This is a genomic window from Fibrella musci, assembly GCF_041321105.1.
Taxonomy (GTDB): domain Bacteria; phylum Bacteroidota; class Bacteroidia; order Cytophagales; family Spirosomataceae; genus Fibrella; species Fibrella musci.
The window spans coordinates 453352-474536 of record NZ_JBGGWD010000006.1; the positions used below are offsets into that span (position 1 = coordinate 453352).

21 protein-coding genes are annotated in these 21185 nt (G+C 53.3%); 14 read left to right on the top strand and 7 right to left on the bottom strand.

Features of this window, described 5'->3' with window-relative positions:
• The first annotated feature begins 201 nt into the window (after nt 1-201).
• From ACAW74_RS21200 to ACAW74_RS21210, 3 genes are all read left to right on the top strand, one after another.
• Nucleotides 202-2586 carry a TonB-dependent receptor gene (locus ACAW74_RS21200; RefSeq protein WP_370700236.1) on the top strand — a complete coding sequence of 795 codons (2385 nt, stop codon included), beginning with the start codon at nt 202-204 and terminating at the stop codon, nt 2584-2586.
• A gap of 99 nt (nt 2587-2685) precedes the next feature.
• Complete coding sequence (gene ybeY / locus ACAW74_RS21205) at nt 2686-3108, top strand: rRNA maturation RNase YbeY (RefSeq protein WP_370700237.1); 423 nt, start codon at nt 2686-2688, stop codon at nt 3106-3108.
• 51 nt (nt 3109-3159) lie between these two features.
• Nucleotides 3160-3723, top strand: coding sequence for a Uma2 family endonuclease (locus tag ACAW74_RS21210; protein WP_370700238.1), 564 nt, complete (start codon nt 3160-3162; stop codon nt 3721-3723).
• A gap of 116 nt (nt 3724-3839) precedes the next feature.
• Here the strand turns inward: ACAW74_RS21210 and ACAW74_RS21215 are convergent, their stop codons facing one another.
• Nucleotides 3840-3998, bottom strand: a complete 159-nt coding sequence (locus ACAW74_RS21215) for a hypothetical protein (RefSeq protein WP_370700239.1) — start codon at nt 3996-3998, stop codon at nt 3840-3842.
• Between the two features lie 11 nt (nt 3999-4009).
• On the opposite strand from ACAW74_RS21215, the gene ACAW74_RS21220 reads away from it, so the two are divergent.
• A complete protein-coding gene (locus ACAW74_RS21220; RefSeq protein ID WP_370700240.1) occupies nt 4010-4228 on the top strand; it encodes a hypothetical protein in 219 nt (72 codons plus the stop codon).
• Nucleotides 4228-4620 carry a type II toxin-antitoxin system VapC family toxin gene (locus ACAW74_RS21225; protein WP_370700241.1) on the top strand — a complete coding sequence of 131 codons (393 nt, stop codon included), beginning with the start codon at nt 4228-4230 and terminating at the stop codon, nt 4618-4620. The genes ACAW74_RS21220 and ACAW74_RS21225 overlap by 1 nt, the downstream gene beginning before the upstream one ends.
• Before the next feature lie 20 nt (nt 4621-4640).
• Here the strand turns inward: ACAW74_RS21225 and ACAW74_RS21230 are convergent, their stop codons facing one another.
• Nucleotides 4641-6941: an ATP-dependent helicase gene (locus ACAW74_RS21230; protein ID WP_370700242.1), complete on the bottom strand. Its 2301-nt coding sequence runs from the start codon at nt 6939-6941 to the stop codon at nt 4641-4643.
• Nucleotides 6942-7093: 152 nt separating this feature from the next.
• Nucleotides 7094-7876, bottom strand: a complete 783-nt coding sequence (locus ACAW74_RS21235; protein WP_370700243.1) for a hypothetical protein — start codon at nt 7874-7876, stop codon at nt 7094-7096.
• A gap of 203 nt (nt 7877-8079) precedes the next feature.
• Between ACAW74_RS21235 and rfbF the strand changes: the two genes are divergently transcribed.
• From rfbF to ACAW74_RS21270, 7 genes are all read left to right on the top strand, one after another.
• The gene (gene rfbF, locus ACAW74_RS21240) at nt 8080-8856 is read left to right on the top strand and encodes a glucose-1-phosphate cytidylyltransferase (RefSeq protein ID WP_370700244.1); all 777 of its coding nucleotides are present in this window, start codon (nt 8080-8082) and stop codon (nt 8854-8856) included.
• 104 nt (nt 8857-8960) lie between these two features.
• Nucleotides 8961-10064 carry a CDP-glucose 4,6-dehydratase gene (gene rfbG, locus ACAW74_RS21245; RefSeq protein WP_370700245.1) on the top strand — a complete coding sequence of 368 codons (1104 nt, stop codon included), beginning with the start codon at nt 8961-8963 and terminating at the stop codon, nt 10062-10064.
• Nucleotides 10061-10588 carry a dTDP-4-dehydrorhamnose 3,5-epimerase gene (gene rfbC / locus ACAW74_RS21250; protein WP_370700246.1) on the top strand — a complete coding sequence of 176 codons (528 nt, stop codon included), beginning with the start codon at nt 10061-10063 and terminating at the stop codon, nt 10586-10588. The genes rfbG and rfbC overlap by 4 nt, the downstream gene beginning before the upstream one ends.
• A gap of 91 nt (nt 10589-10679) precedes the next feature.
• Entirely contained in the window at nt 10680-11906 is a 1227-nt protein-coding gene (locus tag ACAW74_RS21255) for a methyltransferase domain-containing protein (protein ID WP_370700247.1), read from the top strand.
• An 87-nt stretch (nt 11907-11993) separates the two neighbouring features.
• On the top strand, nt 11994-12854 hold the full coding sequence (locus tag ACAW74_RS21260; protein ID WP_370700248.1) for an NAD-dependent epimerase/dehydratase family protein: 861 nt from the start codon (nt 11994-11996) through the stop codon (nt 12852-12854).
• Nucleotides 12855-13465: 611 nt separating this feature from the next.
• Complete coding sequence (locus tag ACAW74_RS21265; RefSeq protein WP_370700249.1) at nt 13466-14563, top strand: hypothetical protein; 1098 nt, start codon at nt 13466-13468, stop codon at nt 14561-14563.
• 9 nt (nt 14564-14572) lie between these two features.
• Nucleotides 14573-15313 (top strand): cephalosporin hydroxylase family protein, encoded by a 741-nt coding sequence (locus ACAW74_RS21270; RefSeq protein WP_370700250.1) that lies wholly within the window; start codon nt 14573-14575, stop codon nt 15311-15313.
• A gap of 512 nt (nt 15314-15825) precedes the next feature.
• On the opposite strand, the gene ACAW74_RS21275 is transcribed toward ACAW74_RS21270, so the two are convergent.
• On the bottom strand, nt 15826-16965 hold the full coding sequence (locus ACAW74_RS21275) for a hypothetical protein (protein WP_370700251.1): 1140 nt from the start codon (nt 16963-16965) through the stop codon (nt 15826-15828).
• Nucleotides 16966-17032: 67 nt separating this feature from the next.
• On the opposite strand from ACAW74_RS21275, the gene ACAW74_RS21280 reads away from it, so the two are divergent.
• Nucleotides 17033-18058 carry a glycosyltransferase family 2 protein gene (locus ACAW74_RS21280; RefSeq protein ID WP_370700252.1) on the top strand — a complete coding sequence of 342 codons (1026 nt, stop codon included), beginning with the start codon at nt 17033-17035 and terminating at the stop codon, nt 18056-18058.
• A 3-nt stretch (nt 18059-18061) separates the two neighbouring features.
• The gene (locus ACAW74_RS21285; RefSeq protein WP_370700253.1) at nt 18062-19267 is read left to right on the top strand and encodes a glycosyltransferase family 4 protein; all 1206 of its coding nucleotides are present in this window, start codon (nt 18062-18064) and stop codon (nt 19265-19267) included.
• A gap of 5 nt (nt 19268-19272) precedes the next feature.
• Here ACAW74_RS21285 and ACAW74_RS21290 read toward each other — a convergent pair whose 3' ends face one another.
• From ACAW74_RS21290 to ACAW74_RS21300, 3 genes are read right to left on the bottom strand one after another with little or no spacing between them, the layout of a single operon-like run.
• Complete coding sequence (locus tag ACAW74_RS21290) at nt 19273-20040, bottom strand: glycosyltransferase family 2 protein (protein WP_370700254.1); 768 nt, start codon at nt 20038-20040, stop codon at nt 19273-19275.
• A complete protein-coding gene (locus ACAW74_RS21295) occupies nt 20041-20448 on the bottom strand; it encodes a DUF2304 domain-containing protein (RefSeq protein ID WP_370700255.1) in 408 nt (135 codons plus the stop codon).
• Between the two features lie 5 nt (nt 20449-20453).
• The gene (locus tag ACAW74_RS21300; RefSeq protein ID WP_370700256.1) at nt 20454-21170 is read right to left on the bottom strand and encodes a glycosyltransferase family 2 protein; all 717 of its coding nucleotides are present in this window, start codon (nt 21168-21170) and stop codon (nt 20454-20456) included.
• Between the last annotated feature and the right edge of the window lie 15 nt (nt 21171-21185).

Consider the following 21185-nt stretch of genomic DNA (forward strand, 5'->3'; position numbering starts at 1 on the left):
TATCTTTGCGCTTGCTAATCTTAATAGGGGTGCCTTATAACAACGGGCTGAGATTATACCCATAGAACCTGTACACGGGTAATGCCGCAGCAGGGAATAGGCGCAGCGAACGGGTGTTCGGTGCGGCAATACAAGACAACCATACAAACCAAAACGGTAGGTAACAGCCCCTTTACCTGTTCGTTGCTTTCGCGCACTGCGATGAAAACAACAACCTATCGCCTGGCCTACAGCACATTGCTGTGGCTACTCACGCTGGCCGCCTGGGCGCAGCAATCAACTACGCTGTCGGGTCAGGTACGCGACGCTACCGGTGGCGTGCTGGTCGGCGCGGCCATTACACTCGGCGGCTCATTGAAAGGAACCACCACCGACGCTAACGGCAACTTTAGCCTGACCAATCTGCGGGCAGGTACGTATCAGCTCCGGGTTTCGCTGGTAGGCTATGAGCCTTCCGAGCAGGCCGTCAACGTACCTGGCGCGGCTCCGCTGACGATTTCGCTGCGGCAGAGCGAAACCGTGATGGATGAAGTAGTGGTGCTGGCAACCCGCGCCAACGAAAAAACGGCCGTGGCTTACACCGACGTGACGCGGCGCGAGCTAACCAAGCTCAATCTGGGACAGGATCTACCCCTGCTGCTCAACTTCACGCCGTCGGTGGTAACGACTTCCGACGCCGGGGCGGGTGTGGGCTACACGGGCATTCGCATCCGAGGCTCCGATGCCACGCGGGTTAACGTAACGCTTAACGGAATTCCTTACAACGACGCCGAATCGCAGGGGACGTTCTGGGTCAACATGCCTGACTTTTCGTCGTCGGTCAGTAGCGTGCAGATTCAGCGCGGCGTAGGTACATCGACCAACGGGGCCGGTGCTTTCGGGGCGAGCCTGAACGTGCAGACCAACGCGCTTCAGAAAGAGCCCTACGCCGAAGTGAACCTGTCGGGCGGCTCGTTCAACACGCGTCGGGCTACGGTTTCGGCCGGGTCGGGGCTATTGAGCAATCATTTTGTGGTGGATGCCCGCCTGTCGAAAATTGCGTCGGATGGCTACATCGACCGGGCGGCGTCGGACCTGAAATCGTTCTACCTGTCGGGTGGGTATTACGGGGCGAAAAGCTATGTGCGGCTCAATGTATTCTCTGGAATGGAAAAAACGTATCAGGCGTGGAATGGCGTGCCGGAAGCCTTGCTGGCGACGAATCGCACTTACAACAGCCTGACCTACGACAACGAAACCGACAACTACCAGCAGGATCAGTACCAGCTCATCACGTCGACCGAACTGAGTCGGCGGTGGCGGGCCAATATATCGGCGTTTTACACCAAAGGCCGTGGATATTATGAGCAATACCGCGAAAACAACCGATTGAGCGACTACGGCCTGCCCAACGTGGTTATTGGCGATTCGACCATCCGACGCACCGACCTGATCCGCCGCCGCTGGCTCGACAACGATTTCTACGGCACTGTTTTCTCGTTCGACTACACCGGCAGCGGGCGGCTAACCGCCAATATCGGTGGTGGCTGGAATCGCTATCAGGGCAACCACTACGGCGAAGTGATCTGGGCACGGTTTGCGTCAAACAGCAACATCCGGCAGCGCTATTACGACAACGACGCGACCAAAACCGACGCGACCATCTACGCCAAAGCCTATTACCAGTTTACGCCCAAACTGAATGCCTACGCGGATTTGCAGGTACGTACCGTCGATTACACGTTCTTGGGGTTCGACAATCAGCAGCGTAACGTCACGCAGCAGGCCGCGCTCACGTTTTTCAACCCCAAAGCGGGCCTGACTTACACGATAACCGATCAAATGACGGCCTATGCCTCGTTTGGCATGGGTAACAAAGAGCCAAACCGCGACGACTACACGCAGTCGACGCCGGGAAGCCGCCCGCTGGCCGAGACATTGTATGATTATGAAGCCGGGATAAAAATCCGCAGCGATCGCTACGTGCTGAATGTCAACGGCTATTTCATGGATTACCGCAACCAACTGGTGCTGAACGGGCAAATCAACGATGTGGGCGCTTATAACCGCATCAACGTACCCAGCAGCTACCGGGCGGGCATCGAACTCGACGGTACGGTGGTGCTGACCAAAGCCCTGCGCTGGAATGCCAACGCGACCATCAGCCAGAACAAGGTGCGTAACGCCACGCTCTACCTCGATAATTTTGATTCGGGCAATCAGGATCTTCAGCGCCTGGGCACCACCGACATTGCCTTCTCACCCAACGTGGTTGCGGGGTCGCAGTTGCTGTTGACGCCCGCCAAAGGGCTGGAAGTGGGACTATTGAGCAAATATGTCGGTCAGCAGTTTCTGGATAACACCAGCAGCGACGCCCGCAAACTGAATGCCTATTTTGTGAACGACCTTCGGCTGATCTACACCATCAAGCCCCGTTTCGTGCAGGAAATGGCGTTTACGGTGCTGCTCAATAACGCCTTCAACGAACTGTACGAATCAAACGGCTATACCTACGCCTACGTCAGTGAAGGCCGTGTTGCTTCCGACAACTACTACTTCCCCCAAGCCACCCGCAACGTGCTGATCGGCGTACGGGTGAAATTTTAGTTTGACGTTTGGAGTTTAAGGTTTGATGTTGCCGGTTAGATTGTTTGTTTATGACAGTGGGGCAACATCAAACTTTAAACTCCAAACGTCAAACTCACTTTGATTCGCTTTTTCACCGAAGATGTTGACTATAAGCTGCCGCAGAAGCTGGCGGTGAAACGCTGGCTGATGGCTCAAACCAAGGCAGAAGGTCACGAACTGGGCGACCTGAACTACATTTTTGCGTCGGACGAGTACGTGCTGCAAGTCAACCGCGACTATCTGCAACATGATTACTACACGGACATCATCACCTTCGACAACCGCGAATTTGCCGACGATCCCATCGAGGGTGATATCTACATCAGCGTCGACCGTGTGGCCGACAACGCTGCCCAACTGGGTACGTCGGCGGAAGGGGAAATGCGTCGTGTACTAGCTCACGGTCTGCTTCACCTCTGCGGCTACGGCGACAAAACCGACGAAGACGCCGCCACCATGCGCGCCAAGGAAGACGAGTGGCTGGGTACGTTCGGGGTGTAGGCGCTGTATAATTTTGTAAATTTGGTTAATTCACATAGCCAACGTATTCGTATGATTGTCACGACCGCCCACCCGGAATTGCCTGCTGACCTACAAACCGTCGATGCGTTTGAAGCTTGGCAGGAGCAGCATGTCCATGAAGGAAATTACGAATTTGTTCGGGGGCGGGTGATACCAAAACCCACCATGAAACAGGACGAATTTTACCTCGCTGATTTTTTGATCAGGCAGTTTGTCAAAACGCAGGCTTTCCAGCAGGGGGATGCTCTGTTACCTGAAGCAGATTCCTATATCGACGGGTTTCGCAAGCGCATTCCAGACTTAACCTACGTCACGGCTGCACAGAAACAGGCCATACGGCAGGGTGAACGCATCAATACACTGTTCGCCATCGAGATTCTGTCTGATTCTGAATCCTACGAAGACGTATTGGATAAACTCCAAGATTATTTCGATGGTGGTACACAACTGGTATGGTACATCATTCCGAAACGGCAGAAAATTTTCGCCTATACTTCTCCTGACGACTCCAAAGCATTTAAAGGACAAGCTATTATTTCAGCCGATCCCTTAGTACCCGGATTCCAGTTCGTGGTAGCGGAGTTGTTTGCATAAGGGACGCTAATAGGTTTAACAAACAGTGGCTGAGCACATTTAGGATTCTGCAGGGCCACTAAAACTGTAAAACCCAGGCGTATCCGTCTAAAACTTATAAAGTTGACGGTTTGCTATTAGACGATCCGCAGCTTGGCGAAACTGAGCAGGAGGGTCTTCTCACCGGCCACGTCGAACTGAATTACGACTTTGCGTTCGGTGCCGTTGACATCCAGCGATTTAACGATACCAGAGTCAAACTTGATGTATATTTGGTTATAGGACAAGTTAGTCACAGGAGAAAAATATGCTCACTACACTTTCGGGAACATACAGAGATGGGGCGATCATATTGAACGAGGCTCCGCAGATCGATCATGAAGTGCCGGTGTTGGTTACTTTCTTGCAGGAAACGACCCCTCTGCTTGCTGAGCAGAAAGGAATTCGTTTGGGAAGCTGGAAAGGAAAATACAGCCTTCCCGATGATTTCAATGATCCAATTGATGATTTAGCGGATTACATGTAATGGCTTGCCTGATAGATACACAGGTCCTTATCTGGTCGCTGGCAAGCCCCGACAAGCTATCAGATGCAGCTCTTCGCTTCCTACAAGCCGATACTGTATATGTTAGCGTGGTCTCTCTGTTTGAGATAGCTATCAAGCAGAAAATTGATAAGTTGCCTCACTTATCAGTTTCGATTCATGATATAGCTGAACGGATGCAGGAAGACGGGTTTACACTGCTGCCTCTCACCGCTAAGCATATTGACCGATACAATACCGTACCGTTACTGCCCCAGCACCGAGATCCATTTGACCGTGTCCTCATCGCCACCGCGCTTGCTGAGCAGTTACCGTTTGTCAGTGCTGATACGAACATCAAGCTCTACGCTGGATTGGTTGACGTTATCTGGTAACCGATTAAAGTCGACGTACCTCACACGATCCGCAGCTTGGCAAAGCTGAGCAGGAGGGTCTTTTCGCCGGCCACGTCGAACTGGATTACGGCTTTGCGTTCGGTACCGTTGACATCCAGCGATTTAACGGTGCCGAAACCAAATTTGGCGTGCTCGACCCGTTGCCCGGCTACTAACTCCGACGTGTTGCTAGGTGCAAAATCAGCCGAAGGCGTATGCGTGACGGTTGGCTGTGGTACCTGACGTTGTGCCGTTTTCTGCGCCAGCGTGCGCACGAAATTCATCGAACCGGCCGAGGGCATTTCGTCGCGGTTGCGGCTGGCGTAATTGTCGTCGCCGTTAAAGCGCGGTTTGGGCGGCGTTGGCGCTTTTGCCATGCTCAGGTACGTCTGGTCGACTTCCATCAGGAACCGGCTGGGTTCGCAGAGTTTCAGGCGGCCATAGTGGTAGCGCGATTCGGCAAAGGAGAACGTCAGTTTCTTTTCGGCGCGGGTAATGGCCACGTAAAACAGCCGCCGCTCTTCTTCCAGATCGGCGCGGCTTTCGAGCATCATCTGGCTCGGAAACAGGTCTTCCTCCAGTCCCACGATGTGCACGTTTTTGAACTCCAGCCCTTTGGCGGCGTGGATGGTCATCAGCGTCACCTTGTCGTTGTCGCCGTCGTCTTCTTTTTCGTCGGCAGTGGTCAGTAGCGACACCGTTTGCAGGAACGAGCTGAGGCTTTTATCCTCCGTTTCGGGATTGTCGACAAACTCCTTGATGGCGTTCAGCAATTCCTGTACGTTTTCGTAGCGGGCCAGCCCTTCCACGGTTTTGTCTTCGTACAGCTCTTTCAAAATGCCCGACGACTTCGCTACGTGGGCCGCAACCTCGTAAGCGTCTTTCTTGTCGAGCAGCAGGCCAAAACTTTTGATCAGTTCGGCAAAACCCTCGATCGCCATCATGGCTCGCCCGGCAACGTAGAGTGAAATGTTGCTGACGATCTCCCAGATGGGTACGTTCTTTTCGCTGGCGAGCACCGCAATCTTGGCCAGTGTGGTGTCGCCAATGCCGCGCTTGGGCAGGTTGATAATTCGCTTGAACGCCTCTTCGTCGGCCTGATTGACCGTGAACCGCAGGTAAGCGATCAGGTCCTTGATCTCCTTGCGCTGGTAGAAAGAGAGTCCCCCGATGATCCGGTACTTGATGCTCAGCTTGCGCAGGGCTTCCTCGAAGGCCCGTGACTGGGCGTTGGTTCGATACAGAATGGCAAAATCGTTGTTGCGCAGGCCCTGTTGCACCTTCGCCTCGAAAATGCCGTTGGCTACGAGCCGCCCCTCTTCATTGTCCGACGCGGCTTTGATAACCTCGATCAGCGGGCCGGTTTCGTTGTCGGTGAAGACGCGCTTTTCGAGCTGATTCCGGTTGCGGGCAATCACCGAATTAGCCGCCTGCACGATGGTGTTGGTGCTGCGGTAGTTCTGTTCCAGCTTAACGATCTTGACGGCGTCTTTGCCGTAATCCTTCTGGAAATTCAGGATGTTTTCGATGTTGGCGCCCCGAAACGCGTAGATACTCTGAGCATCGTCGCCTACCACGCAGATGTTCTGGTGCACCGCCGCCAGCTTACGCGTGATGAGATACTGCGACACGTTGGTATCCTGAAACTCATCGACCAACACGTGCTGAAACTTATGCTGATACTTATGTAGGATGTCGAGGTGGTCGCGGAACAGCACATTCGTGTTGAACAGCAGATCGTCGAAATCCATGGCGTTGGCCGCGAAGCACCGCCGGGCATATTCTTTATAAATCCGGCCCACCTCCGGCATCTTGGCCGACGAGTCGTCAGCCTGAATGATCGGGTTGAGCAAATACTCCTCCGCCCCGACCAGCCGGTTTTTTGCGCCCGAAATCCGGTTAAAAACGGCGTTGGCGCGGTACTGCTTGTCGTCGAGGCCCATCTCGCGGATAATGCTCCGCAGCAGCGACTTCGAATCGTCGGTATCGTAGATCGAGAAGTTGCTGGTATAGCCCAGCGCCTGGGCTTCGATGCGCAGAATCTTGGCAAACACCGAGTGGAACGTACCCATCCAGATGTTGCGGGCCTCGTTGCCGATCACCTTCTCAATGCGATGGCGCATCTCGCCGGCGGCCTTGTTGGTAAAGGTGAGCGCCAGAATTCGAAACGGGTCGATGCCCTTGTCGATAAGGTGCGCAATACGGTAGGTGAGGACGCGCGTTTTGCCCGAACCCGCCCCCGCGATAATCATTAGCGGCCCGTTGCCGTGGACCACCGCCTCGCGCTGCGGATCGTTCAAACCAGCTATATAATCGATCATTGTGTGCTAGCTATAGACATCAGACGCTGGACTTCGGATAATCGGCAAGCAACAGTCAATGCCCAGAATCCAACGTCCAGCGTCTTTGAAATAACACTCAAAAATACGAAATAATTGCCCGGGAAGGTGGCTGTTGAAATAGGGTAAGATGGTTAGTACGCCTCATACGTAAATTCTTCAAACGTCCCGTTATCGTACACAATCTTCGTGACTAACCCATCGCTGTTGTAGGTTAATTTGGCCCCTGTAGTGATATTATTCTGGTTGTACACCTTCACCCCTAGATCTGTAAAACGCTGACTGGGTGAGAAAGGGCTGACTGGTTCATTAGATGCATAGCTTGGATCTAAACCGAAATTGAGATTCAAACCGAATAAGCCTTTGTAAGGGTTTGGCTTGTCGTCATAGGTGTATTCTTTGTCCCCAACCTTAATGGCGTTACCACCACTGAACGTATAGGCTTGATCTAGCGAGTAATTTGTATATCTGGTAGTCAGCCTAGCAGGAGTGGAAGCACCGGTCGAGGTATAATCATACAAATACGTACTCGCGAGACTTGGCTGGGGGAGTGGATAAAATATCCGTACTGGAAGGTAATATCGTTCAACCTGAGAAAGTTGATTGTGCTGATTATAAATATAACCATTGGAAAAATTTCCATTTAAGCCCTGGTCTATGAAGTAAAGCTGTTTTACCCGATTCAGGCTATCATAGGAGACATCATATTGCACTGCACCCCTGTTAGGACCATAATTGTATCGCGTCAGGCGACCATTGCTATCGTACGTGAGGTAAAAAGTATCATAAGATCCGTTGTAGTTTACCGTCTTCAACCGATACCGCAGTGGTTGGGGCTCGCGGTGATCAGAGCAGGTAAACGCAACACAAAGGGGAAGGAGCAACAGGAGCCAGGCGCGGAGTGAGTAGGATTTCATAGACGTTTGATGATTTTGACCTTTTCATCGGCTGCGGCAAAAAAAGGTAAGTAGTCAGTTTGGTTACACCTTTCTGATGATAATCTATGTTTGATGGGTCATATTAACAGCTGGCATGAAAATTGGGATGGTGCTTTCTGACCTGCGCGAAGTTGCCTTAACTTGCCGGGCCTAACCCATCGCGTAGATAGCCACGCATATCCATGAAAGTTGTGATTCTGGCCGGCGGCCTCGGCACACGCCTGAGCGAAGAGACGGTCGTTAAGCCCAAACCGATGGTCGAGATCGGTGGGATGCCCATCCTGTGGCACATCATGAAGATTTACTCGGCCCACGGTTTCAACGAGTTTGTCGTTTGCCTCGGCTATAAGGGCTACATCATCAAGGAGTTTTTTGCCAACTACTTCCTCCATCAGTCCGATGTGACGATCGACCTGTCGACCAACCGGATCGATATCCACGACTCGCACGCCGAACCCTGGAAAGTGACGCTCGTCGATACAGGACTGAACAGCATGACGGGCGGTCGCCTGCGCCGGGTACGTCACCATATTGGCAATGAGTCGTTTATGATGACCTATGGCGATGGTGTGGGCGATGTCAATATCACGGAACTGGTTAGTTTTCATCAGCAACACGGCAAGAAATGCACGCTTACGGCGGTGCAGCCCTCGGCTCGTTTCGGGGCGCTCGACGTGCTGGATAGCAACGGGGTACGTTCCTTTCTGGAAAAACCTAAAGGCGACGGCGCCTGGATCAATGGCGGCTTTTTCGTTTGCGACCCATCCGTCATCGACCTCATCGACGGCGACGATACCACCTGGGAGCGTTACCCCATGGAGACACTCGCCGCGCAGGGTGAACTGATGGCCTTCCGCCACGACGGCTTCTGGAAACCCATGGACACCCTCCGCGATAAAACCGAACTCGAAACCGCCTGGTCTACCGGCCACGCCGACTGGAAGGTGTGGGAAAATTAGTGTAGCGTTTGGCGTCTACTGTTTGACGTTATTTAACTGATTAACGTACCTGCTGAGAGCGGAGCAACCTGAAACGTTAAACGCCAAACATCAAACCCCAAAAGATGTTCAACGACATTTATCGACATAAAACGGTTTTTCTGACGGGCCATACGGGCTTCAAAGGCTCTTGGCTGGCTTACTGGCTGCGTCAGTTGGGGGCCACGGTAGTCGGCTACTCGCTGCCCGCCCCGACTACGCCCAGCCATTACGCGCTGCTAGCCCTCGACGGGCCGAGTGGCATTTCGTCGGAAACGCTGGACGACATCAACAACGTACCCAGGCTGACGCAAGCCATGCAGGCGGCGAACCCCGATCTGGTTATCCACATGGCGGCGCAGGCGCTGGTGCGCGAATCGTACCAGACGCCGCTCGATACGCTCGAAACCAACGTACTCGGGACGGCGCGGGTGCTGGAAGCCGTGCGGCAAACGCCATCGGTGCGGGCCGTGCTGGTCGTGACGAGCGATAAATGCTACGAAAACCCCGAAGACGGGCAACCCCTGCGCGAAACCGACCCGATGGGGGGCTTCGATCCGTACAGCGTGTCGAAAGGGGCAGCAGAACTCATTACGGCCAGCTACCGGAACTCGTTTTTTAACCCGGCGCAGCACGGCCAAACGCATCAGGTACTGGTGGCGAGTGGCCGCGCCGGTAACGTGATCGGCGGCGGCGATTGGGCGGCAGACCGGCTGGTGCCTGATCTCATTCGTAGCGTGCAGAGCCACGTACCTGTACCCATCCGGAATCCGCTGGCGGTGCGTCCCTGGCAGCACGTGCTCGAGCCGCTGTCGGGCTACCTGCGGCTAAGTCAATACCTGCTGGAAGGCGACGTTACGGCGGCCGAAGGCTGGAATTTTGGACCCGATGCGGCCGACGTGTTGCCCGTTCGCGAAGTAGTACGGGAGGCCCGGTCGGTATGGCCGCTGATTCAGGTGCAGGAACAGCCCTCGCCTGAAAACCCGCACGAGGCGCATCTGTTGAGTCTCGATGCCACCAAAGCGCATCAGCGTCTGGACTGGCAACCGGTTTGGGACACGCCCACGGCCATCCGGCGCTCGGTGCTTTGGTACCGCGATCAATACGAAAAACGGGGCATCAACACCGCCGCCGATCTGACTGCCTACATCGACCGGGCGCGCGCAGCCAATCTCCCCTGGGCCTTATGACCTTTACCGAAACCCCCATCAACGGCGCGTTTGTGATTACGCCCACCCCGCGTGGCGATCACCGGGGCTGGTTTATGCGCACGTTTGATCGGGACGCGTTTCTGGAGCACGGCTTGTGTGCCGATTGGGTGCAGATGAACCAGTCGATGACGGCCAAACCGGGTAGCATCCGGGGCATGCACTACCAGTACGCCCCCGCTGCCGAAGTAAAGCTGGTGCGCTGCGTAGCCGGGCGCGTGTTCGACGTGCTGGTCGATCTGCGGCCCGAGTCGCCCACGCGCTGGCAGTGGTTTGGTACGGAATTATCGGCCCACAACCAGCAGATGCTCTATATACCCGAAGGCTGTGCGCACGGCTTTCAGACCCTCGAACCCAACTGCGAACTGGTGTACTGCCACAGCGCCGCCTACGCCCCCGACTACGAGGCCGGCGTCCGCTACAACGATCCGAAAATTAACATCAACTGGCCCCTACCCGTGACGGACATGTCCGAGCGGGATCTGGGCTTTATCAATGTACAATGAATAATGCACGATGTACAATGAGGTACCGATCAAGGGCCGATGACGCCACGTCATTATACATTGTACATCGTGCCTTGTACATTACATGCTTATGAATTGCCGATTCTGTCATACGCCGCTGAGCCACGTCTTTATCGACCTGTTCAACTCGCCAGCCTCCAACTCGTTTCTGACCGCCGGGCAGTTGAACGAACCCGAAACGTTTTATCCGTTGAAGGTTTTCACCTGCCCCACTTGTTTTCTGGTACAGGTCGATGAATACAAAAAATCGGACGCCATTTTCGATAGCGACTACGTCTATTTTTCGTCGTTCTCAACGAGTTGGCTGGCGCATTCGAAGCGTTACGTTGAGGCCATGACCGAGCGGTTTAGCCTGAATGCCGACTCGCAGGTAATCGAGGTGGCGTCGAATGATGGCTATCTGTTGCAGTATTTCGTCGAGAAAGGCATTCCGGTGCTGGGCATCGAACCGACCGCCAATACGGCCGCGGCGGCGATTCAACGGGGGGTGCCGTCGATCACACGTTTTTTTGGTACTGAGCTAGCCCGCGAGCTAGCCGAGCAACGTACCCGAGCCGACTTGCTGCTGGGTAACAACGTACTCGCTCACGTACCTGATATCGTCGATTTTGTGGCGGGCATGGCCATTGTGCTGAAGCCGACCGGCGTGATCACGATGGAGTTTCCACATCTCCTACAACTGGTCGAAAACAATCAGTTCGACACCATCTACCACGAGCATTTTTCGTACCTGTCGTTTACGACCGTTCGGCAGATCTTCGCGGCGCAGGGCCTGACGTTGTTCGACGTGGAAGAACTGCCCACGCACGGCGGCTCCCTGCGCATTTACGCCCGTCACGACGCCGACGAGACCAAACCGGTAGGGCCAAGTGTGGAAGCGATGTTGCAGAAAGAAGCCGACACTGGCCTGACCACGATGACCTATTACGAAGGCTTTCAGCAGCGAGCTTTGCAGGTCAAACTCGATCTACTCACGTTCCTGATCGAGCAAAAACGGGCGGGTAAACGCGTCGCAGCTTACGGTGCTGCCGCCAAAGGCAACACGCTGCTGAACTATTGCGGCGTCAAAAGCGACCTTATCGATTTTGTCGTGGATGCGAACCCCGCCAAGCAGGACAAATTTTTGCCGGCCAGCCACATCCCGGTAGTTGCCGAAGCGACGCTGAAAGAACGCCGCCCCGACTACGTGCTGATTCTACCCTGGAACCTGCGCGACGAAATCACGAAGCAACTCGCGTATATCCAGGAATGGGGCGGGCAGTTTGTTGTACCCATTCCGGAAGTAAAGGTGTTGTGAAAACGTTCACGGTCTTCTGTCCACTGTTGCGTCGCTAGGAAACAGAGGACAGAAGACCGTAAACAGAAACTGTAGACGCTCAGATTCATGCATTTTCTCGTAACGGGCGCATCGGGGTTTGTGGGGCAGCACGTGGTGCGGGCCTTGCTGGCGCGTGGGCATCGCGTAACGGTTTCGGTAACCACACCTGATCGCCTCGCGCAGTTCGAGTGGATAAATCAGGTAACGGTACTGCCGTACACGTTATCGGCGCAGGTAGACGAGCGTGACTTGTATACGTACTTCGGTCGGCCCGATGCTGTCGTGCATCTGGCCTGGCAAGGACTGCCCAACTACAAAGCGTCGTTTCATATCGACCAGAATCTGTTTCCGCAGTACCTGTTTCTGAAAAACCTGATCATGCACGGCCTGCGCGACCTGACCGTCACGGGTACCTGTTTTGAGTACGGCATGCAGAGCGGCGGCTTGTCGGAAGACGTACCTGCGCGACCCGGCAATGCGTATGCGCTGGCTAAAGATTCGCTGCGGACATTTCTGGGTACGTTGCAGACCGAACAGCCGTTCGTCTTGAAATGGGTGCGGCTCTTCTATATGTATGGGCCGGGGCAGAATCCCAATTCGATCCTGCCCCTGCTGGAGCGGGCCGTCGCGGCGGGCGATCCCGAATTTAGGATGTCGGGCGGCGAACAGTTACGCGATTACCTGCCTGTCGAGACGGTAGCCACGTACCTGAGCCAGATTGCCGAACAGACGGCGGTCGCGGGCATTATCAACTGCTGTAGTGGCCAACCCATATCGGTGCGCCGTTTGGTTGAGGAGCATCTACACCGACTGAACGCGCAGATCAATCTACAACTGGGTTATTACTCGTACCCCGACTATGAGCCGATGGCCTTCTGGGGCGACAACCGGAAATTGAAAACAATCCTGGCGGCTACAACCGATTAAGCATAGCGATATAATGGGTAACTGTGCGTAGTAAGGGCGTTGATTACGTAATTAGTATAGGATCAAACGATACATTTGTTTATAATTCAGTTAGTGGCTATCATCTTACCGTGACTATGCGTTTTCGTTTGTTGCTTCTATTACTGACGTCGCCTTTCGCCTTACTTGCCCAAAACAAGTACATCAAGATCGGGCCAGCGTCGGCCAAGCCGACTGATACTAATCAACTGCAAGGGATCAAGATAGGCAACGGTAGCTTGGCGGCGTCACGCCATAATCAGATCGATGGTCTTAATAGTGGCATATCCCTCACTACTGGCTCACACAACACATTTATTGGTCAGGAAGCTGGTAAAATGACCTCTTCTGGCTTTGAAAACCTATTTGTTGGGTTTCGGGCGGGAGCCGAAAACACAACTGGCTTTTACAACATATTCCTGGGATTGAATGCTGGATCGAGCAATACAGTAGGTGACCGGAACACTTTTTTGGGCCATCAGGCGGGTTTTGCCAATACTACGGGCGTCTGTAACGTGTTTGTTGGTGGTGGTGCCGGATTTGCCAATATGACTGGCCAAGAAAACTCTTTTATTGGTACCTGCTCAGGGCTTATGAATACAACGGGTTCTTGGAACTCATTTATCGGCCATGGATCTGGGCAAAAAAATACATCTGGTAATGCCAACACCTTTGTCGGTACGTATGCTGGTCTGAATAGCCAGCAAGGGTCGAGCAATTCGTTTGTGGGCTATAAGTCCGGTTATTATAACCAGTCAGGAAGTCAAAACGTCTTTGTCGGGCAGTCTGCTGGTTTTCAGAATTTCAGTGGGAATAAAAATGCCTTCTTAGGGCATCAGGCTGGCTACTCCAATTTTTCCAGTCAGTATGACACCTACGTAGGGTATCAGGCTGGCTTCAACGCCCGGGCCGATTCAAACACCCTGGTTGGCTTTCGGGCGGGCTTCGTATTGACCACCGGCACCAGTAACACCTATTTTGGCGCAGGTTCGGGCAAAAACAACGTGACGGGCAGCCGAAACACCTTTGTCGGCCGTGATGCCGGTCCCGACGAAGACACTGACGACAATGTGTATGTAGGCTACGCCACGGGCCAACACGACCGGGGCAGCCAGAACACCTTCCTAGGCACCGAAGCCGGGGTGTTGGCTCACACCCCCCAACCCCTGTATAATGCGACCGCCATTGGTGCTCACGCTCAGGTGGCCGTCAGCAATGCTGTGGTGCTGGGCAATCAGGCCAACGTAGGCATTGGTACCTCTGCACCCACCGCCCGGTTGCACATCAGTAGTGATCAGGCCGACGAATCGGGCTTACGGCTGGAAAAATTAACGGCCAGTAGCCCCTCCCGAACGACTACGGATCAATTTTTGACAGTGAACGAACGGGGCGAGGTGGTAAAGGCCCGCTACCGGGTCCAGATCAGTAAGGTGGCTGAGTGGAGTGATAAGGTGTTTGCCCCAACGTACCCACTCATGCCGCTGGAGGAAGTGGCTGCATTTGTGAAAGCTAAGCAGCATCTGCCCAACGTCCCCTCGGCCGAGCAGGTGGTAAAAGAGGGGGTGGATGCCGCCCAACTCAACGCCAAGCTACTGGAGAAGATTGAAGAACTGACGCTCTATCTTATCGACCAGAAAAACCAGATAAACCAACTAAAACAGGAAGTTGCCGATTTGAAATCGCGACGATAACGACACTGCATGACCCCGAACCTTGACCCAATTAACGAGTTTAAGCAGGAACGCGCTGAACGCATAGCCTCTTACGCCCAGCCTAGCGACCTTCGCGATGCGGCCGCGGCCTTCAACGTCGCCTCTAATCGCGACAAGTATTCCTATAATTTTTCGTGGATGGGGCGGCCTATCATTCAGTATCCGCAGGACATGATTGCCATGCAGGAACTGATCTGGACCATCAAACCCGATCTGATTATTGAAACGGGCATCGCGCACGGCGGATCGCTGATCTACTATGCGTCGCTGCTCGAACTGATTGGAAAGGGGGAGGTGCTGGGTATCGACATCGACATCCGGGAGCACAACCGGCGCGAAATCGAGGCGCACCCGATGTTCAAACGGATCGAGATGCTACAAGGCTCCGCGATCGACGAAGCACTGGTGGCCGAAGTAGCCCGCCGCGCAGAAGGTAAAGAGACCATCATGGTTTGCCTCGACTCGAATCACACACACGACCACGTGCTACGCGAACTGGAACTCTACGCGCCGTTTGTAACGGTTGGCTCGTATTGCGTAGTGTTCGATACCATCGTGGAAGACATGCCGCGTGGCGCGTATGACCGCCCCTGGGATGTGGGCAACAACCCGAAAACGGCCGTTTGGGAGTATCTCAAGGCAAATGATAACTTCGAAATCGATCACAGCATCGACAACAAGTTGCTGATTTCAGTGGCGCCGGAAGGATATTTAAAGCGAGTGAGGTGATTTTTTGTGAAGAATAGTGACTAATGGATATCTTTATACCAAGTATCACTACACAAATTCACTAAATCACATAAAATTGATGCGTCTCCTCGTCGTAGTTATGAGCTGCTGTCTAGTCTTTGGAATCAGCTGCAAACAGAAAGACCCACTATCGTACGCGCAAATACTCACGAGTAAAGTATGGCAGCTTGAGGAAATCAGGTACGTTCATTTGAACAGGAGTTATTACTACAAACGGGGTGGAACAGCAAATAATGTTAACTATGACGATGCAATAATCGAGTTCAAGACTGACGGGACAGGTTTTTCTCGCTGGCCGGGGAACTCGTATACATTGATATGGCAATTAGATGAAGCAAGCAAAAAAATTACTTACACTCTCTCTTCAGGTTTGACAGTCGTGTGGGATAATGTGACGTTTGAGGAATCACAGCTCACATACTCTGAACATTATACGTCGGATGGTGTAGTTTCGCTGGCGTATGGAGTGCGAAAGCCACAGCGCTAGTGGCTCAAGGTAAGGTGTAAACCTTAAGTTGGCTGGTCAAATTATAATGTAATCGGCCCCCTGATTCGTAAGAAACCTGCCTAGCGCGGGCGATGTACTGAGTAGGTAGAGTCACTGAATGCCGGATGAGCACGGCATCAAGGGTGGTTGGCGCATGACCGCATGACCACACTGCCGATGCTGTCCAACTGCCGTTTTGAATTGTGGCCTGCCGGGCCGACGATTCAATTCTATAATTCAGCACCACCGCTCTACCCAGTTCCTCAGTAGCGGCATCGTATTGATGATTGCCATTTTTGTCGACATAAGGTGTGAACGTTTCGCTTAACGTACCCGTAAGGCTCGGGTTGAGTAAGGTGTACTGACCATAGATACGACCAAAATAAGTGCTGTCTAAGTCTAAGGGTGTTCGGTTTTCAGGAACTGGATGACCAATGAAAGCCACATTGCCATTTGATGTAGTGGCTTCAATAAACCGCAACGTGCGCTTAGGTACGTTGCTAACCAAAGCACTTATGGCCATTCCACCACCTACGCATAGCGTAACCGTATCGCTATCCAGAGAAATTACATTGGAAAGTTCAGCAATCGTACTACCAGTTGCAGAAAACCTGAACGTAATAACAGGAGTAATGCGATAATTCAATACAGTCGGTTGGCCCAGGCATTCTATGGCGGAGTCGTATTGCCGGTTATTATTTAAATCAACATAAGGAGTCAGCGTCTCGCTCAGTGTTCCTGTCACGTTAGGATTAACCAGCGTATATGGACCGTACAGTTGATTAAAATAACTACTGGAAAGATCAAGGGTGTTGCGGGGGGTAAAAACGTGCCTCCCTTCGAAGATTACATTGCCGTTACTTTGAATATCTTCGATGAAACGTAAGTTTGTTGTACTTACATCACTTACTAGTTGACCAACGGCCATATAATTGCCTGCGTTAATAACGACCGTAGCCTCGTTCACCACTGCGGTATTAGACAAGACTACTTGTGTGATGCCTGTGACGGTGTACTTAAAAGAGGGCTTTTGGCAATTTGTTTGCGTTAGTTTTTTAGGGTTGTTTGCGGACTTTCCGCTGAGTGAATGAAACAGACCTGCTAGCAGAACGAGGACGAACCAACTTTTGAATGTAGTATTCATAGGGTAGCAAATGGCCTACAAGTATACATAAAAGACTATGTATCTCCCTTTAACTAATTGATAAAAATTGCGTACATCTCCTTTTGTAAGTATTGTTATTCCGCTTTATAACCAGCAACTGCGCTATGTTGAAGAGGCACTGCAAAGTGCTCTAGCGCAGAACTATACGTCGCTAGAGATTATTGTATCCGATAACCATTCTACCAATGAAGTACCGGATTGGTTACTCGCGCAGCACGACCCTCGCCTGCGGGTGGTTAGCCCGGAGCGGTTTCTACCGATGGTTGAGCATTTTCAGTTTGCCGCTGATCAGGCTTGCGGTGAATGGATCCTCTATCTGTGTTCGGATGATTACCTCTACCCCGATTGTGTAGAAACACTGGTTGCGCATTTGCCTGCTGATGACAGTGCCGTAGTTGCTTACGGCGAATTAGCCAGTGTTGATTTCCGTGACCTAAACCAGGTTAAGTTTTTTTATAATCGAAAATCTAGCGGGCTTCGGTCGGCGGCTGAGTCATTGAATGAACTTCTTCAGCAGCGTCCTTTTTTCGCTTGGATACCCGGTGGCATGATTCGTCAGGATGCTTACCTGCACTGTCGCGACGTGCTAAATGGCCATATCACATACGGCTTCGATGTAGCTATGCTGCTCAAGGCTCATGAACTCGGTCAGATCGCCTATGTGGACAAGCCCACTGGTAAATTTCGTATCTGGACAGCTAAAGATGGGAAATTGGGTGGGAATCGCTTGATCAAGAACATCATTGACGCGGGTCAGTGCATTCAACTGGTCGCCCAGTCGCCAGTTTTAGCAGGGTATATTGGTGCAGATGAAATTGCTGGCTGGCGCAGCTACCAAGCTCGTCGATGGGAGTTAGCTGCCTTAATTGACTATTTTACAGGTGGCTGCACAGCTAGCGAAGCTAAAGACGCGTTAGCCATCGTAGCTGCGCAGGTTGCGAGTCCATCCGCCTTCACCAGATTGGTTAGCTTTTTATTGAGTAAACCACAGACTGCCATCGTTAGACCGTTGCTAAACGGCTTGTATAGCCTTTACTTGCGTCTGCAAAAAGTGGTTAAGCGTCCTTTCTGATTCATGCCCAATTCACCCATCACCTTTCTGCATCCGCATTGTATGCTGGCTGGCGGGGCCACCACGGTCCTGCTGGAAGTCAGTAAGCGGCTGGTGCAGGCCGGTTGGCCGGTTTGTATAGTATCGGTGCAGTCAGACCCGACAATCACGGCCGAGGCTCGGGCGGAGGGGGTGCAGTTTGTCGATGTGGGCGGTCCACTATCGTCGTCGATCTGGTTTTGGGTACTTTACCCGCTCATGTATTGGCGCGTGCACCGGGCCGCCCGGCGTATCGGCTCGTCGGTGATTGTGTCGGAGCCGTTTCCGGCCAACTGGTGGGGCTGGTTTTACAAGATACTAACACCGTCGGTGCAGCTTGTGTACGTCTGCCATGAGCCAACGGCCTTCATTTTCGAACGCGCCTGGATTGAGTCGATCAAGCCCGATTACATGCGCTGGGGGCTGAAGCTGATGAACCCGCTATTTCGACAGATCGAGTTTGGCCTCATGCCCACGACCGATCGGGTAGTCGTGAACTCTCGCTATTCGCAACGCACGGTTGAGCAGACGTTTCCGCAACTCGATCGCGCCCGTATCCGGCTGGTGTATTGCGGCATCGACCACGACACGTTTTACCCGCGCCCCAACGTACCCCGCCAGCGCCAGATCGTGATGGTGTGTACGCTGAACAAGTTTAAACGGGTCGACCAGGTCGTGCGGGCGCTGGCGTTGCTTCGGCAACAACCCAGCTGCGGGGACGTAAGGCTCGTCATCAAAGGCAAGGGGGTCGAGAAAGAGGCGCTGTTACAACTTATTCAATCCCTGAAGCTAACCGACGCCGTTACGCTCATCGACGCGTTTTACACGACCGAGCAACTTGCGACGCTGTTGAGTAGCAGTCAGGTATTCGTGCACGCCGCGCACAATGAACCCTTCGGTCTATCGCCCATCGAAGCCATGGCCTGCGGCACGCCGGCGGTCGTTACGGGCACGGGCGGTACCGCCGAGACTGTGACCAACGAAGTATCAGGGCTTTACTACCAATATGATTCGGATAAGGCGTTGGCCCGGCAACTGACGCGGCTCTTCACGGATGAAGCGCTTTGGAAGCAGCTATCCGAAGGAGCTGTTCAGCACGCGGCTCAGTTCAATTGGTCACTTACGCACACCGTCTTTAGCGACGTGCTGGCCGAGGCTTCGATTCGTAAAAACCTTGATACGATTTCGTAGCAGGCCTATTTCAGGATTCGGTAAGCCGCAATAATAAGCTGATTGTGGATGTGGTGTAGGCTACGTACCAGCGATGAGTGTTTGTGGCGGCAAAGTGTATCGAAATCTTCGGCAAACTGGGCCTCAAACTGACTACCACCTTTCGAGGCTGAATGAATACGGAACGCCGAGAAAACCTGCCCGCTCACCACTGGAGGTAGCGCTTGCCCGAGCCGGAGCCACCAGTCATAATCCATTGTATAACGAAGGTCTTCGCGCAGAAAGCCTAGTTTCTCATGAGCGGTGCGCCGCCAGAACGTAGCCGGCTGGCAAATGGCATTGGTCATGCCCAGAAACGCCATTGGCGACAGCGATCGGAGCAGTCGTTTATACGTTTTTATCGGCCCCTGAATGGGTAGCCCGCTTTCGTTGATGATTAGGCAGTCGCCGGTGAGCCACAGTGCCGTCGGGTTATTGGCGAAGAACGTACCTACGGCCTGTAACGTACCTGGCAGGAAATAGTCATCGGAGTTGAGCCAGCAAACGACATCGCCCGTTGCCATACGCAGCCCTTTGTTGATGGCATCAGTCTGGCCGCGATCAGGTTCCGACAAAAAGGTAAGCCGATCGGTATACGGGGCCACCACAGCAGCGGTATGGTCTGTAGACGCGCCGTCGATGACAAGGTATTGTAGATTAGGATAGCCCTGCGACAGGACCGACTCGATGGTTTCCCGAATGAACGACGCCTGATTATAAGAAGGGGTAATGACCGTGATGCCGGGGAGTGCCACTTATGATGCTGTTTCTTCGACGGATTCCTTCTTAGCTGTCTTTGCTACAGCTTCAGCCTGTTGCTTTTCTAACTGCTGCTTTAAAAAAGCCATTTCCTGCGAAAGCGTTTTGATTTGGCTCTGCAATTTGGAGTTCACGACCGAAAGGTGAACCAGAAAGACGATGATCGCCAGGATACCAACCAGAAACAGCAGCGATGGCGGGTAATAGACGCCCAATAAACTCGCCAGAAAGTGCAGCCCTTTCCGCCAGATGGAGAAGAAGATGAGCACCGACGTGCAGAAGATCCAGATGATCGAATATTCTTCACGCAGCCGCCCCCGCACAATCAGCCGGAAAATCATGATCAGAAACACCATCGCACCGGCGATGCTGATCAGTTGTATGGGTATCGAAATGCCTTCCATAGTCGTTAGGTCCGTCGGCCGCTCAATCGAAGGTACACAAAGTAGATACCCAACGATACTTTGGCCATGTAATACACCGCCCTACCCGTGTTGATACTCGACACGCCGCCCTGCCGCTCCTGCATCACCACCGGCACTTCGAGCATGCGGAGGTTGTTCAGGCCAAACTGCACAATAGCCTCTGGCTCAGGGTACTCGTCGGGATAATACTCGTTGACGATAGCTAGTGTTTTCCGGTTGAACGCCCGAAACCCCGACGTACTATCGTGGATGACCTGCCCGATCAGCAATTGATTGAGCCACCGGAAATAGCGGATGCCCGCCCGCCGCGCCGCCGACGACCGGAAGCCCTCGTTGGTCAGAAAACGCGACCCGATGACCACATCGGCCTGATCGGTAAACAGGGGCGTCAGAATCTTGTGCAGTTCGTTGGCTGGGTGCTGACCGTCGCCATCCATCTGTACTGCCGCGTCGTAGCCGTTGCGCCAGGCGTAACGATAGCCCGCATGCATGGCCCCGCCGATGCCCAGATTGACGGGTAAATCGAGGTACAGGCAGCCCAACGTGCGGATGATGCTGATCGAATGGTCGGTCGAGCAATCGTTCACCACCAGCACGTCGGCGTCGAGGCCCTGTTCGGCAATCACCTGCTGAATGGTGCGCACCACGTCGGCAATCGCGGCCTGTTCGTTGTAGCAGGGTATAACAATGAGGGTGCGCATAGGGAGGTTAATCAA